Raw genomic sequence first — 13,322 nt, forward strand, 5'->3', positions numbered from 1 at the left:
GATATCCGTCAGATCTTGATAAAGTGTTCGCGGTAGTGTTTAAGCTCTTCGATAGACTCGTAGATATCGGCCAACGCCTCGTGGCGGCTTTTCTTGACAAAGCTTTTATACACTTCGGGCTTCCAGCGCTGCGCCAGCTCTTTCAGAGTCGAAACGTCGAGGTTCCGGTAATGGAAAAACGCCTCGAGACGCGGCATATACTTGACCAGAAAACGGCGGTCCTGGCCCACCGTGTTGCCGCACAAGGGCGACTTGCCCGGGCTGACATGCTTGGCCAAAAACGCCAGAAGCTCGGTTTCGGCCTCTTCTTCGTTAATCGTCGACGCCTTCACCTTGTCGGTAAGGCCGCTTTTGCCGTGGGTCGCCGTATTCCATTTGTCCATGGCATCAAGAATCTCGGTGCTCTGGTGTATAACCATGACCGGGCCCTCGGCCACCAGAGTCAAGTCGGCTTCGGTCACCACCACTGCCGCTTCAATAATGCGTTCTTTCTCAGGGTCGAGACCTGTCATTTCCAGGTCGAGCCATACCAATCGCTGATCTTTATTAACCGCCATATAATCAATCCTTAAAACGCTGATTTTCGCATACCTGCGCGGAGCCTATGTTTACACTGCTGTTTCTGGTCTTTCTGTTTGCCGACATCACCCTGCGGCTGTGGTTGGGCATACGCCAAATCCGGCATGTCGCGCGTCATCGCGGCGAAGTGCCCCCCGAATTCTCCGACCGCATCAGTTTGCGCAGCCACCAACGTGCAGCCGACTACACCCACGGCAAAGTTCAAATCAGCCTGGTCGAAACCATTACCGAGGCCGCCGTACTTATTGGCCTGACGCTGTTAGGCGGGCTGCAGTTCATCGACCTCAAGCTCGGGCAACTGATCGACCACGAAATGTGGCGTCAGCTGGCGCTTATCGGCAGCATCTTACTTGTTATGGGCATCGTCGGCCTGCCCTTCACATTGTGGCGCAAGTTCGGCCTGGAAGCCCGTTTTGGCTTCAACCGCATGTCGTTCGGGCTATTTGTCAGCGACACTCTAAAAGGCTTGTTGGTGGCCGCTGTCTTGGGGCTGCCGCTGGCAGCCGGTGTGTTGTGGCTTATGGGTAATACCGGCGCCTACTGGCACTGGTGGGCCTGGGGTGCCTGGGTAGTATTCAATGTCCTGGTGATCTGGCTATTTCCCACCGTTATTGCGCCACTGTTCAACAAATTCACGCCGCTCAATGACCCCGATCTGTCGCAGCGTATTCATGCGCTGGCGCAGCGCTGCGGCTTTGCCATCAGCGGTCTGTTCGTCATGGACGGCTCAAAGCGATCTGCACACGGCAACGCTTACTTCACTGGTTTCGGCCGGTCACGGCGCATTGTGTTCTTCGATACCCTGCTGTCAAAACTTACCGGTGACGAGGTCGAAGCCGTGCTGGCACACGAACTGGGTCATTTCAAGTACCGGCATATTGCAAAGCGCCTGTTTGTCAGTTTTTTCCTGGCTCTGGTGTTTTTTCAAGTACTGGGCTGGTTGTCGCAACAAGTCTGGTTCTATACCGATCTGGGCGTTATCCCTCAGCTGGGTCGCCCCAACGATGCGCTGGCACTGATTCTGTTCTTCCTGGTCATGCCAGTCTTCACCTTCTGGATCACCCCACTGGTCAGCCTGATGTCGCGTCGAGACGAGTTTCAGGCCGACCAATTCGCCGCGCAGCAATCTTCAGCGCAGGCCCTTATTTCGGCCTTGGTCAAGCTTTACGACGACAACGCCGCTACGCTTACACCCGACCCGGTCCACTCCGCGTTCTACGACAGTCACCCACCCGCCGCCCTGCGTATCAAAAAGCTAAAGCATGCCCACTGAACCCATTGTCCAGGGGCGCGTCGTCGCCGTACATGGCCGCCACTTCGGCGTCGAACTGCCCGACGGCCAGGTCCACAAATGTTTCCCCCGCGGGAAAAAGGCCGATGCCGCCGTGGGCGACTATGTACTCGTGCGCTTTCAGGGTAACGAAGAAGGTGTGATCGAAAAGCGGCTGGATCGCAAGAATTTGCTGTATCGGTCCGACGAAATGCGCACCAAGCAATTCGCCGCCAATGTCGACTTGCTATTGCTGGTCGTCGCCACAACACCGGCCTTTTCCGATGACTTGATCGGGCGAGCCTTGGTAGCGGCGCGGGCAGCCGATATTGACACAGTCATCGTTCTGAACAAGGCCGACTTAACCGAAAGCCTGGCCGAGGCGCGTGCGCGCCTGGCACCGTTTCGCGATGCAGGTGTCCCCATCATCGAGCTCAGCGCCCTTGACGCTGAACAGACCAAAACAAAATTGCTAGACCATATTGGCGGCAAAACCGCGCTGTTGCTGGGGCAAAGCGGCATGGGTAAATCTACCCTGCTCAATGCCCTGGTACCCCATGCGGCGGCCCACACGCAAGCACACTCGGTAGCGCTTGACGCTGGTAAGCACACTACTACGGCCACCCGGCTTTACCATCTACCGCAAGGCGGCGACCTGATCGACTCGCCCGGCTTTCAGAATTTTGGTTTGTTTCATCTTGACCCCACGGCCATCGAAGGCGGGTTTGCCGAATTTGAGCCTTTTCTGGGGGACTGTCGTTTTTATAACTGCACGCATCGCCACGAGCCGGGTTGCGCTATTTTGGCGGCTAAAGCCGCCGGCAACATCAAACCCGAACGCCATGCGCTTTACGAACGCATTTTGGCCGAAAACGAGGCACAGCAACGGTATTAGCCTACTGGCTGCGCCAGACGCCTAACGACCCGCAAGCAGTTTATGCGCCGCAGCCAAATGATGGTACAGGTTACGCACCAATGCGGCGGTTGCGCCCCAAATAAAATATTGCCCCCAGGGCATTGAATAATATAAACGCTGGCCACCACCGGGCAATTCGGCCCGATGCAGGCGATGATTGGCTGGGTCCATCAGAAAGGCCAATGGCACTTCGAAGACTTCAGCCACTTCGGTGGCGTCAGGTTTGAATACAAAGCCCGGTTGCACCAAACCAATGACCGGCTCCATCGAAAACCCAGTCGCCGTCAAAAAACACGGGTGCGTGCCTATGGTTTGAACAAAATGCGGTTCGACGCCGATTTCTTCATGGGTCTCGCGCAGGGCAGCCGCCAGCGCATTGGCATCGGTAGTTTCGATACGCCCGCCTGGAAAACTGATTTGCCCTGCGTGATCGTACAAATGAGCTGCCCGACGTGTAAATATTACATTCAGGCTGCCGTCTCTTTCTACCAGTGGCATCAGCACCGCCGCTTGCACCACCTGGCTAAGCACATCGGCATCGATACGAAAAGCATCGGAAAACACCGGCTCGACTTCCCACGGAACGGACTGTGAAAAAGCAGCCTTGATGAAATCGGGATGGAGTGCCTGCTCGGGTAAGGAACCGAGCGCCGAAAGCGGGGGCAACACCGGCTGGATTTGAGGATCAAACCCCGGCGTAATGATTTTGCGCTTGCGCGCCGGCAATGGCGGAGGATTTTCTGACATGACAAAAAACAAAGGCACCGCTCGGGTGCCTTTGCTTGACTGGCTTTACGCCAAAACTGACTTGCCTGCTTAAGAAGCAGCTTTGTCGGCTTTGCGAACCAGCTTTTCTTTGATGCGAGCAGACTTACCCGAACGGCTACGCAGATAGTACAGTTTAGCACGACGGACATCGCCACGACGCTTGACTTCGATAGAAGCGATTTGAGGCGAATACAGCTGGAACGTACGCTCGACGGCTTCGCCGGACGAGATTTTACGTACGATGAAAGAAGAGTTAAGGCCACGGTTACGACGGGCGATAACAACGCCTTCGTAAGCCTGTACGCGCTTGCGGTTACCTTCGACAACGTTAACGTTGACGACAACGGTATCGCCAGGGGCAAATACGGGTTTGGCTTCGCCGTTTGTCAGGCGGGCGATTTCTTCTTGTTCAATTTGTTGGATGAGATCCACGGTAGGCTCCGATAAACATCATGAAAGGCGCATTGTTGTTTGGTACGGGAAAAAGACCAGCCTTAACCTGTAAAACAGGGGCTGCCGGCCAACTTACCCAAGGTGCTGCTAACGCCGCCAGAGGATGCAAGTTGCAAAGTCCACGATTATATAGCCTTAGGTGAAAATTTGCAAAATAAACAGCAGCTTGCAAAGCCACACCTAGAAGCCGCCGGCCGCGCCCAACCACATTAAACCCGGAATTGTTGCGCCCCAAAGAGCCACCAGAAAAATGTCGGCCAATATGGCCCCACGGCTAAGCCCGGCACCGCGTTTAAACCGCGCCGTACTACCCTGACTAAACCGAGACACGGACGTTTTTGATACGTTGTTCATGCTGACCCCCTGATATGGACACATGATGCAAAGCCTATTTGCATGCACCGAATACTGTTTTTTTGTACAGCTAAATTTACTGTACAAAAAAACAGCTTAGTGCGCAAGCAGTTTTACAACCCTGTGCCGTAACGGGTGGCTGAACATTGGGGGATACCCACAAGCCTCTGTCGCATTTACACCAAACACGCAAGAAAAAACCCCGCCGGGCATACGTGCCAGACGGGGCTCAAGGCTTGGCAGCCGCAGGACAAGCCTGCCTGCTGCCGGGCAAAACAATTTACAGCGCGTTGGCTAGTTCGGGGACCGCCTGGAACAGGTCAGCCACCAGGCCGTAATCGGCCACACCGAAAATCGGTGCTTCGGCATCTTTGTTGATAGCCACGATGACCTTGGAGTCTTTCATGCCGGCCAGATGCTGGATAGCCCCGGAAATACCGACGGCCACATACAACTGAGGCGCGACGATTTTACCGGTTTGACCCACCTGCCAGTCGTTAGGCGCATAGCCTGCGTCGACCGCAGCGCGGGATGCACCCAATGCGGCACCCAGTTTGTCGGCTAAGGGTTCGAGAATCTTGAAGTTCTCGGCGCTGCCCATACCACGACCACCTGACACCACAGCGGCTGCACCGGCCAGCTCAGGACGATCGCTCTTGGCCAGTTCGCGACCTACAAACGACGACAGCCCGGAATCGGCTACAGCAGCAGCCGATTCGACGGCAGCCTGACCACCTTCGGCAGCCACAGGATCGAAAGCCGTCGTGCGCACCGTGATGACTTTGACGGCATCTTGCGACTGCACTGTAGCGATGGCGTTGCCGGCGTAGATTGGGCGCGTGAAGGTGTCGGCAGATTCGACAGAGATGATGTCGGAGATTTGTGCGACATCGAGTTTGGCCGCAACGCGAGGCGCAACGTTTTTACCATTGGCCGTTGCGGGGAACAAGATGTGCGAGTAGGACGAAGCCAATGCCAGCACTTGTGCGGCCACGTTCTCGGCAAGCGCCTCGGATAACGAGGCGCCGTCGGCGGCAATGACCTTGCTTACGCCAGCCGCTTTGGCAGCCTGCTCGGCAACGGCCTGAACGCCCGCGCCAGCAACCAGCACATGGACGTCACCGCCGATTTTCTGGGCCGCAGCAATCACGTTAAGCGTTGCGCCCTTGAGTTGGGCATTATCGTGTTCAGCAATAACAAGTACAGACATGATCAAACCACCTTCGCTTCATTCTTGAGTTTATCGACCAACGCAGCCACATCAGCCACCATCACACCAGCGGAACGCACGGGCGGTTCGGTGACTTTCAGTGTCTTCAGACGCGGCGCAACGTCGACACCCAGTTCTTCGGGCGTGACGGTGTCCAGCGGCTTTTTCTTAGCCTTCATGATGTTGGGGAGTGTTACATAGCGTGGCTCGTTCAGACGCAGATCGGTCGTCACGATGGCTGGCAGTTTCAGCTCGATGGTTTCGAGACCGCCGTCGATTTCGCGCGTTACCTTGACTTTGTCGCCTGCGATCTCAACCTTGCTGGCAAACGTGGCCTGAGGCCAGTCGAGCAGCGCGGCCAGCATTTGACCGGTTTGGTTGGCGTCGTCGTCGATAGCCTGTTTACCCAAAATCACCAGTTGCGGCTGCTCTTTATCGACCAAGGCCTTGAGCAGTTTTGCCACAGCCAGTGGCTGCAGTTCGGCGTCGGTTTGCACCAACACGGAACGGTCAGCGCCAATCGCCATTGCGGTACGCAAGGTTTCTTGTGCCTGCTGAACGCCGCAAGAAACGGCCACAACTTCTGTCGCTGCACCGCTTTCTTTAAGCCGTGTGGCCTCTTCGACGGCGATTTCGTCGAAAGGGTTCATCGACATCTTGACGTTGGCAATATCAACGCCGGTTTGATCAGACTTGACGCGTACTTTGACGTTGTAATCAACCACACGCTTGACAGGTACTAACACCTTCATCGAGCTTCCTCCGGGGAATTGAACATAGACCGCCCTGTTGCTATGCGCTATTTGGCACAGTGACACCGCAGCACTACTAAAAAATAATAAAAACCGAACTATTCTACAACTTTGCCAAAACCTTCAAGTGGGCGACTACACTTCGGCCCAAAGCCGACAGACTGTAGCCCCCCTCTAGGAAGCTGACAATACGGCCCTGCGCGGAATGCTCAGCAACCGACACAATTTGCTGGGTGATCCAAGCATAGTCTGCTTCGACCAGCCCCAACTGAGCCAACTCATCTTCTCGGTGGGCATCGAAACCCGCCGAAATAAATACAAACTGCGGCTCGAATGCGAACAAATCAGCCATCCAGCGATCTTCGATCAGTTTCCTGACCTGCTCGCCAGACGCATAAGCCTCGACCGGTATATTTAACATATTTTTGGGCTGATTTTGAGTGTGTACGTTAGGAAAAATTGATTCCTGGAAAAAACCACACATCAAAACCCGATCGTCACCAGCGAACATTTCTGCGGTTCCGTTGCCATGATGCACATCGAAATCGATAATTGCAATACGTTCAAAATCATATTTTTCGAGCGCATACGCTGCAGCTACCGCAATATTATTGACAAAACAAAACCCCATCGCCAGGCCTGGGCGCGCATGATGCCCCGGCGGACGGACGGCACAAAACGCGTTCTGAGCATGACCCGCCATGATGCTGTCGACGGCTAGAATGCCCGCCCCTGCAGCCTTGCGCGCCGCATCAAGCGTATGCGGATTCAGGAGTGTATCCGGGTCAATCTCGAAATACCCGGTATCGGGTACGCTTCGCTTTAAAAACGACCAGTAATCAGTGGCGTGCACACGCAAAATGTCGGCATCGGTGGCATCGATAGCATGTTCGTGCAAAAGCAGACCATCTATACCGCTGGACAGCAACTGATCGTTGATAGCGTCCAGACGTTGCGGACACTCTGGATGCCAGTCTCCCATTTCGTGCAGGTGGCAAGCAGGATGAGTAATATATAGGGTCTGCATAAGGATGATTATGTTCAAAGCCGCAAGACTTTTGCAAGCCGCCCCCATTTTCGCATTTTTTACCGGCTGCGCTTCTGTACCCCCCGCTATCAATACCGCCCAGGCCGACGCAACCACATCACGTCAGGAAACCTTAGCCACCGCGCCGTACGCTGTACAACTTAGGGCGTCACTGGCGCCATCCATTAAAGCCGGTCAGTCGGTGCCTGGTTCGGGCCCCTTCATCACGCCCGAAGGCCAGTTGCAGCCGGATATTCAAGCGTATGCGCGCGAAGTCGCTGCCACGCGGAACGTCCCCCAAGAACACGTCGAGAAACTATTGCTTCTGGCGCGCGTCGACCCGCAGGTTGTGCGCCTCATGACACCTTCGGGCAAACGCATCAAGCGCAGTTGGGTAACGTACAGGCAACGCTATGTCGAACCCGTCCGCATCAAACAAGGCGTAACGTTCTGGCAAAGTCACAAAGCAGAAGTCGACCGAGCTGCAGCGCAGTACGGCGTACCGCCATCGATCCTCGTTTCAATTATTGGTGTCGAAACCCTATACGGGCGCTATACCGGAAATTTTTCGGTGCTCGACGCGCTGGCAACACTGGGGTTTCGCCACCCCGACGTCAATCGTCCCGAGCGCAGCCAACTGTTTCGCGACCAACTGGCTGATCTGATCGAGCTCGATTACCGTGGTGAATTGAATGCCACCACAGCAACAGGCTCTTTTGCCGGCGCCATTGGGTTGCCGCAGTTTATGCCAGGCAGTTTGCGCCGGTTTGCCGCCGACGGCGACAACGATCGACGCATCGACCTGCACGACAGCATTCCCGACGCGTTGGCATCAGTAGGAAAATTTTTGCGTCTGCATGGCTGGGAGCCCGGTTTACCCGTGTTTGCGCCCGTGCAACTACCGCAAAACGCGGCTCAGTGGGTTGACGGCGGGCTTAAACCCACGTTGCGCTGGCAGCAACTTGAACAAGCTGGCGCCTACGTTGCCCGAAGCCCTCGCACAACCATGGCCTGGACCCAATACCCGGTAGGCGTGATCGACCTGCTCGACGAACCTCGCGGCATGGCAGAATACCGCGTAGCCACGCCCAACTTTTTCGCACTGACCGAATACAACCGCAGTTATTTTTACGCCACCTCGGTGGCCGAGCTTGCGCAAGAGCTGGCCGACAGAATGGGCTATGGCGCCCCCGACGGCACACCCGCGCAGTAAACAAAAACAAGCGCGGGTGCTAACGCAAAGACATGGGGCTAACGCTAAGGCGCTGGGTTGAATACGCCCGTTGATAAATAGCGGTCGCCCCGGTCGCACACAATGAACACAATGGTGGCGTTTTCGACACGGGCGGCCACCCGCAAAGCGGCCACCAGCGCACCCGCTGAAGAAATACCACCAAAAATCCCCTCTTCGGCGGCCATGCGCCTTGCCATGGCTTCAGCTTCGGCTTGTTCGATCAGCTCGAAGGCATCGACCTTAGCAGGGTCGTATATTTTGGGTTGATACGCTTCGGGCCATTTGCGAATACCCGGAATTTGCGACCCAGGCGCAGGCTGTGCACCCACCACCTGGATGGCTGGGTTCTGGCTACGCAAATAAGTTCCCACCCCCATAATGGTGCCCGTCGTCCCCATTGCGCTGACAAAATGCGTGATTTCGCCGCCTGTTTGCTCCCAGAGCTCGGGGCCTGTGGATTCGATGTGCGCACGGAAGTTGTCGGGGTTGGCAAATTGATCGAGCACTTTGCCCTTGCCTTCTGCCTGCATCTGCATGGCAAGGTCGCGGGCATATTCCATACCACCTTCGCTGGCCTTGGTCAGAATAAGCTGCGCCCCATATGCCGTCATAGAGGCACGGCGTTCGAGCGAAAGGTTGTCGGGCATGATGAGAATCATCTTGTACCCGCGAATAGCGGCCGTCATGGCCAGCGCAATGCCGGTGTTGCCACTGGTCGCTTCAATCAGCGTGTCGCCCGGCTGAATTTCACCGCGCTCTTCGGCACGACGGATCATTGAACTGGCGGCACGGTCTTTGACCGAGCCCGCCGGGTTATTACCCTCGAGTTTTGCCAGAATGACATTACCGCGGCTGTCGCCCAATGCACCCGGAATACGCTGCAGACGAACCAGGGGGGTGCGACCGATGGTGTCTTCGATGGTCATGTATGTTTTCATAGCCGAAATCATACACCGGCGCCCGAACCCCGCCAAAAGGCTATTAACGGATTTTATGTCCCGGTTTCGGGGCCACGGTGTTCACCGTGCTTTTCTCGCGGTCTGCAACTTCAGAGGCATTCAGGCCGCCCTGCACCGTCAGGCCGGCCGACCTTAGCGACGCCACTTTGGCTGGACCGATGCCTTTCACACGATCTGACAGATCCTCGAACGATTCATAACGACCACCACGGGTTCGCTCTTCAATGATCGTACGCGCTGTTTTAGGGCCTATCCCCTTGATGCCTTCGAGCTGTGCAACATCGGCCGCGTTCACATCGACGGCATAAACCGTATTGGCAAAGGCCGAGCCCAGCAACACCAGGCACACCCCAGCCTGCATGACAGCCTTTCTTAGCGTCGTACCAGACAGCATCGGCGACCCGGCCTCTGGTTCAGACCAGGTCCCGCACTGATCGGCTGCAACCGGCACCGCAACGGTAGATTCTATAAACGGATTCATGACACCCCCAATAAAAAATAGACACTGAAGCGAAACTTCAGTGTCTATCGTGGGGCCTATGCGAAAAAACGGGCAGACGTACTGAACGAAAATATCAGTGCGTAAAACTACGCCATTGCCTTTTACTCAGGTGTCTTGAACGCACGGCAACCCGCCTGCCGACTAGCGGCTTTTACTACAGGCGGCCATTCTTGAGCATCGAACGAACATAAGCCGACACACCAGTTTGTACATCGGTGAACGGCTTGTCGTAACCCGCCGCACGCAATTGCGATAAATCGGCCTGGGTGTGGCTTTGATATCGCCCTTTAAGGTCTTCGGGGAAAGGGATGTAATGGATGTATTGCTGGTCAACCAGGTCGCGCAACGAAAGCTCGGCCTCCCCTCTTTCGGTACGCATGGTATTGACCACCGCTGCAGCAACATCGTTGAACGGCTGCGCCCGCCCGGTACCACAATTGAAAATGCCAGACACTTCGGGATGATCGAGAAAGTGCAAATTGACAGAAACGACATCGTCAATAAAGATAAAGTCGCGCTGTTGACCGCCATCAGGATAGCCATCCCAGCCGCCGAACAGCCTTACATGGCCCTCGGTACGGAACTGGTTCATATTGTGAAAGGCCACCGACGCCATGCGCCCTTTGTGCTGCTCTTGCGGGCCATACACGTTAAAGTAGCGCAACCCAACCACAGGCGCCTTAAGGCGCTCGAGGTGGCGCCGCAATACTTGATCGAACAAGAACTTTGAATAACCGTAAACGTTAAGCGGCGACTCGTACAACGGGTTCTCGGTGTACACCGGCCCGGCACCGTACACTGCCGCCGACGACGCATAGATAAAAGGCACCTTGTGCTGCTGGCACCAGCCAAAAAGCTCAAGCGTGACCTTATAGTTGTTGTCCATCATGTAGTGGCCGTTGCGCTCGGTGGTATCTGAACACGCGCCCTGATGGAAAACGGCCTCGACGCCGGCAAGACGCCCGGCCTGCAACTGCTGCCGGAAATCGTCTTTGTGCAAATAGTCGGCAATATCAAGGTCGACCAAATTACGGAATTTATCGCCTTCGGTCAGGTCATCGACCACCAAAATATTGGTAATGCCGCGCGCGTTAAGGCCTTTGACAATATTGCTGCCGATAAAGCCGGCGCCGCCTGTGACAATAATCATTCGAGTTCTCCTGCGGTAACTACCGATGTCCCTAGTTTGCCGACGGCCACGCCGCCAGCCCGATTTGCCCAGCGCACGGCGTCGTCCCATGCCAACCCGGCCGCCCGCATCACCGCCAGCGTCGCCAGTACAGTATCGCCGGCCCCGGAAACATCAAACACCTCGTGCGCCATGGCCTCAACGTGAAAGCGATGACCATCCTGAAACAAGGTCATCCCTTGTTCGGAGCGCGTGACCAGCAACGCCTCTAGGGCGAGATCCTGGCGCAACTTCTGTGCCCGAGTCTCAAGTTCGTGCTCCGACGACCAGCGCCCGACGGCATCTTGCATTTCGGCACGGTTAGGCGTGATGATGGTCGCCCCTTGATAGCGCTGGTAAGCATGCCCTTTGGGGTCGACGAATACAGGTATGCCTTTTGCACGGGCCGCCTGAATCAACAACTCGACTTGCGCTAGCACCCCTTTGGCATAATCTGACAACACGACAACATCGTGATGCGCCAGTTGTGCCGCAAACAGGGCATGGATTTGGGTCAGACTGTTGGCCGAAGGCTGCTCTTCGAAGTCGATACGCAATAATTGCTGCTGACGGCCTAGCACACGCATTTTAAGCGTGGTGTGCAGCAAAGGGTCGACCACTAACCGGGCCGCAATCCGGTCTTCAGCCGAAAGTGCTTCGACCTTTAGCCCGGCCTCGTCGTCGCCCACCACGCCCAGCAACGTCGCCTGGGCACCGAGCGCAGCAATATTCCGGGCGACGTTTGCCGCACCACCCAACCGGTCTTCACGGCGGGCGACGCGCACCACGGGCACCGGGGCTTCGGGCGAAATGCGCTCGACTTCGCCAAACCAATAGCGATCGAGCATGATGTCGCCAACAACCAGCACCCGTGCGCGCTGAACATCGGCCATGGGAAATGTAGTCATCGAATTTCTTCCAGACGTCGGGGCGGGTAGGTCTCCCAAGCATTACACCCCGGACATTGCCAATAATAATGACGCGCCTCGAACCCGCAATGGCTGCAGGCATAACGATCGAGACGTTGGGTATGTTTGTGAATCAAGCTGCGCAACAGGCTCAGGTCGGCATCGGGCGCAATGGCGGTACCCGTTTTGGGGGTATCGTCGCTAGCGAGTTCGGCCTCGAGTAGCCGGTCTAGCCCCAACAACGAAGGGTGTGCGCGAAGCGCTTCGCGGGCAAACGCCCAAGCAGGCACGTACCCTTCTTGAACGCGCAACTCGCGAAACACCACATTAAACATGTCGAGCGTAGGGTGGCGCATGTAATGTGCCTTGAGCAATGCCAACGCCTGACCAGCCTGATTCGTCACCCGACACACGTTGAGCAAATCGTTCGCCACCAGACCGGCGTATTCAGGCGCCTGTGCCAAAACGGATTCGAGCCAGGCACGCTCTTGCGCGGGCTGCCCCGATGCACGCGCTACGGCGGCGCGCAACATGGCAATACGTGCCTGCGACGCTTGGCTGACATGCTTTGCCGCCAAGGCGTTCGCCGCGTTGTCGGCGGCATCGAGCGCTGCGATGGCAACGTCGATTGCCGGTGGCTTGGACGACAACGCCGTTTGGGCCTGTTCGCACTGATAATGCACCAACTGAGGTACAGGCTCGTCGACCAGCGCCCTGAGTTTTTTAACAGCCTCGATGGCTTTGGGCCAGTCGTGCTCCGATTCGTAGATACGGATAAGTGCACGGACCGCCGCCACCGAATAGCGCGCCGTATTATGCACTTGCAAAAACGCCTGCTCGGCGCGATCGAGCATACCGGCCTTCAAGAAGTCTTGTGCCAGCTCGTGCTGGGCATGTTCGCGCTCGGCCTGCGGCAGGTCGGCCCGCGCAAGCAGGCTTTGATGCACGCGAATAGCGCGTTCCATTTCGCCTCGCCGTCGAAACAGGCTACCCAAGGCAAAGTGCAGCTCGGTCGTTTCGGGGTCGAGCTTGGCGACTTCGACGAAGGCATCAATAGCCCGATCGGGCTCTTCATTGAGAATGAAGTTCAGACCCTTGAAATAAGAGTCAGGCAAGCTTCGGGTTTCGGACAACATCTGGCGGATGTCGACGCGCGCGGCGACCCACCCCAAACCAAAAAGTACCGGCAGCGAAATCAGCCACCACGGTTCAAAGTCCATGA

Annotated in this window: 15 protein-coding genes; 3 read left to right on the plus strand and 12 right to left on the minus strand. The window is 56.3% G+C overall.

Going from position 1 to position 13,322, the window contains the following annotated elements; genetic code table 11:
• Window positions 1-8 precede the first annotated feature (8 nt).
• Window positions 9-557, minus strand: a complete 549-nt coding sequence (orn, locus tag CHR62_RS08915) for an oligoribonuclease (RefSeq protein WP_093970403.1) — start codon at window positions 555-557, stop codon at window positions 9-11.
• Window positions 558-604: 47 nt separating this feature from the next.
• Here orn and CHR62_RS08920 point away from each other — a divergent pair, with 47 nt between their 5' ends.
• Together CHR62_RS08920 and rsgA are read left to right on the plus strand one after the other, a co-directional pair.
• Window positions 605-1,852, plus strand: a complete 1,248-nt coding sequence (locus CHR62_RS08920; RefSeq protein ID WP_123660693.1) for a M48 family metallopeptidase — start codon at window positions 605-607, stop codon at window positions 1,850-1,852.
• Window positions 1,842-2,744 (plus strand): ribosome small subunit-dependent GTPase A, encoded by a 903-nt coding sequence (gene rsgA / locus CHR62_RS08925; protein WP_123660694.1) that lies wholly within the window; start codon window positions 1,842-1,844, stop codon window positions 2,742-2,744. Before CHR62_RS08920 ends, rsgA begins: the two co-directional genes overlap by 11 nt.
• A gap of 21 nt (window positions 2,745-2,765) precedes the next feature.
• Here rsgA and CHR62_RS08930 read toward each other — a convergent pair whose 3' ends face one another.
• The 6 genes from CHR62_RS08930 to CHR62_RS08950 all read right to left on the minus strand — a co-directional run bounded on the left by CHR62_RS08930 (window position 2,766) and on the right by CHR62_RS08950 (window position 7,329).
• Window positions 2,766-3,512, minus strand: coding sequence for a CoA pyrophosphatase (locus CHR62_RS08930; RefSeq protein ID WP_093970553.1), 747 nt, complete (start codon window positions 3,510-3,512; stop codon window positions 2,766-2,768).
• Between the two features lie 69 nt (window positions 3,513-3,581).
• On the minus strand, window positions 3,582-3,965 hold the full coding sequence (gene rplS / locus CHR62_RS08935; RefSeq protein ID WP_093970406.1) for a 50S ribosomal protein L19: 384 nt from the start codon (window positions 3,963-3,965) through the stop codon (window positions 3,582-3,584).
• A gap of 201 nt (window positions 3,966-4,166) precedes the next feature.
• The gene (locus tag CHR62_RS15605) at window positions 4,167-4,340 is read right to left on the minus strand and encodes a hypothetical protein (RefSeq protein WP_158214023.1); all 174 of its coding nucleotides are present in this window, start codon (window positions 4,338-4,340) and stop codon (window positions 4,167-4,169) included.
• 280 nt (window positions 4,341-4,620) lie between these two features.
• The gene (locus tag CHR62_RS08940) at window positions 4,621-5,550 is read right to left on the minus strand and encodes an electron transfer flavoprotein subunit alpha/FixB family protein (RefSeq protein ID WP_123660695.1); all 930 of its coding nucleotides are present in this window, start codon (window positions 5,548-5,550) and stop codon (window positions 4,621-4,623) included.
• A 2-nt stretch (window positions 5,551-5,552) separates the two neighbouring features.
• Window positions 5,553-6,302 carry an electron transfer flavoprotein subunit beta/FixA family protein gene (locus CHR62_RS08945; RefSeq protein WP_093970408.1) on the minus strand — a complete coding sequence of 250 codons (750 nt, stop codon included), beginning with the start codon at window positions 6,300-6,302 and terminating at the stop codon, window positions 5,553-5,555.
• A 103-nt stretch (window positions 6,303-6,405) separates the two neighbouring features.
• Window positions 6,406-7,329, minus strand: a complete 924-nt coding sequence (locus CHR62_RS08950; RefSeq protein ID WP_093970409.1) for a histone deacetylase family protein — start codon at window positions 7,327-7,329, stop codon at window positions 6,406-6,408.
• A 10-nt stretch (window positions 7,330-7,339) separates the two neighbouring features.
• Between CHR62_RS08950 and mltB the strand changes: the two genes are divergently transcribed.
• Window positions 7,340-8,542, plus strand: a complete 1,203-nt coding sequence (mltB, locus tag CHR62_RS08955; RefSeq protein WP_093970554.1) for a lytic murein transglycosylase B — start codon at window positions 7,340-7,342, stop codon at window positions 8,540-8,542.
• 44 nt (window positions 8,543-8,586) lie between these two features.
• On the opposite strand, the gene cysM is transcribed toward mltB, so the two are convergent.
• The 5 genes from cysM to lapB form a co-directional block, all read right to left on the minus strand.
• Window positions 8,587-9,501: a cysteine synthase CysM gene (gene cysM / locus CHR62_RS08960; RefSeq protein WP_093970555.1), complete on the minus strand. Its 915-nt coding sequence runs from the start codon at window positions 9,499-9,501 to the stop codon at window positions 8,587-8,589.
• 43 nt (window positions 9,502-9,544) lie between these two features.
• Window positions 9,545-10,003: a DUF655 domain-containing protein gene (locus CHR62_RS08965; protein WP_123660696.1), complete on the minus strand. Its 459-nt coding sequence runs from the start codon at window positions 10,001-10,003 to the stop codon at window positions 9,545-9,547.
• A gap of 175 nt (window positions 10,004-10,178) precedes the next feature.
• Window positions 10,179-11,174 carry an ADP-glyceromanno-heptose 6-epimerase gene (gene rfaD, locus CHR62_RS08970; RefSeq protein ID WP_093970411.1) on the minus strand — a complete coding sequence of 332 codons (996 nt, stop codon included), beginning with the start codon at window positions 11,172-11,174 and terminating at the stop codon, window positions 10,179-10,181.
• Window positions 11,171-12,100, minus strand: a complete 930-nt coding sequence (gene rfaE1, locus CHR62_RS08975; RefSeq protein ID WP_123660697.1) for a D-glycero-beta-D-manno-heptose-7-phosphate kinase — start codon at window positions 12,098-12,100, stop codon at window positions 11,171-11,173. Before rfaE1 ends, rfaD begins: the two co-directional genes overlap by 4 nt.
• Window positions 12,097-13,320: a lipopolysaccharide assembly protein LapB gene (gene lapB, locus CHR62_RS08980; RefSeq protein WP_123660698.1), complete on the minus strand. Its 1,224-nt coding sequence runs from the start codon at window positions 13,318-13,320 to the stop codon at window positions 12,097-12,099. Before lapB ends, rfaE1 begins: the two co-directional genes overlap by 4 nt.
• Window positions 13,321-13,322 lie beyond the last annotated feature (2 nt).

This window comes from Pusillimonas sp. NJUB218 (assembly GCF_003788685.1).
Lineage (GTDB): Bacteria > Pseudomonadota > Gammaproteobacteria > Burkholderiales > Burkholderiaceae_B > Neopusillimonas.

Coding starts and splice junctions, on each gene's coding strand:
- CHR62_RS15605 (WP_158214023.1), bottom strand. CDS start 4,340: ATGAACAACGTATCAAAAACGTCCGTGTCTCGGTTTAGTCAGGGTAGT.
- rfaE1 (WP_123660697.1), bottom strand. CDS start 12,100: ATGACTACATTTCCCATGGCCGATGTTCAGCGCGCACGGGTGCTGGTT.
- orn (WP_093970403.1), bottom strand. CDS start 557: ATGGCGGTTAATAAAGATCAGCGATTGGTATGGCTCGACCTGGAAATG.
- CHR62_RS08945 (WP_093970408.1), bottom strand. CDS start 6,302: ATGAAGGTGTTAGTACCTGTCAAGCGTGTGGTTGATTACAACGTCAAA.
- CHR62_RS08940 (WP_123660695.1), bottom strand. CDS start 5,550: ATGTCTGTACTTGTTATTGCTGAACACGATAATGCCCAACTCAAGGGC.
- rsgA (WP_123660694.1), top strand. CDS start 1,842: ATGCCCACTGAACCCATTGTCCAGGGGCGCGTCGTCGCCGTACATGGC.
- rfaD (WP_093970411.1), bottom strand. CDS start 11,174: ATGATTATTGTCACAGGCGGCGCCGGCTTTATCGGCAGCAATATTGTC.
- mltB (WP_093970554.1), top strand. CDS start 7,340: ATGTTCAAAGCCGCAAGACTTTTGCAAGCCGCCCCCATTTTCGCATTT.
- CHR62_RS08965 (WP_123660696.1), bottom strand. CDS start 10,003: ATGAATCCGTTTATAGAATCTACCGTTGCGGTGCCGGTTGCAGCCGAT.
- lapB (WP_123660698.1), bottom strand. CDS start 13,320: ATGGACTTTGAACCGTGGTGGCTGATTTCGCTGCCGGTACTTTTTGGT.
- CHR62_RS08930 (WP_093970553.1), bottom strand. CDS start 3,512: ATGTCAGAAAATCCTCCGCCATTGCCGGCGCGCAAGCGCAAAATCATT.
- cysM (WP_093970555.1), bottom strand. CDS start 9,501: ATGAAAACATACATGACCATCGAAGACACCATCGGTCGCACCCCCCTG.
- CHR62_RS08950 (WP_093970409.1), bottom strand. CDS start 7,329: ATGCAGACCCTATATATTACTCATCCTGCTTGCCACCTGCACGAAATG.
- CHR62_RS08920 (WP_123660693.1), top strand. CDS start 605: ATGTTTACACTGCTGTTTCTGGTCTTTCTGTTTGCCGACATCACCCTG.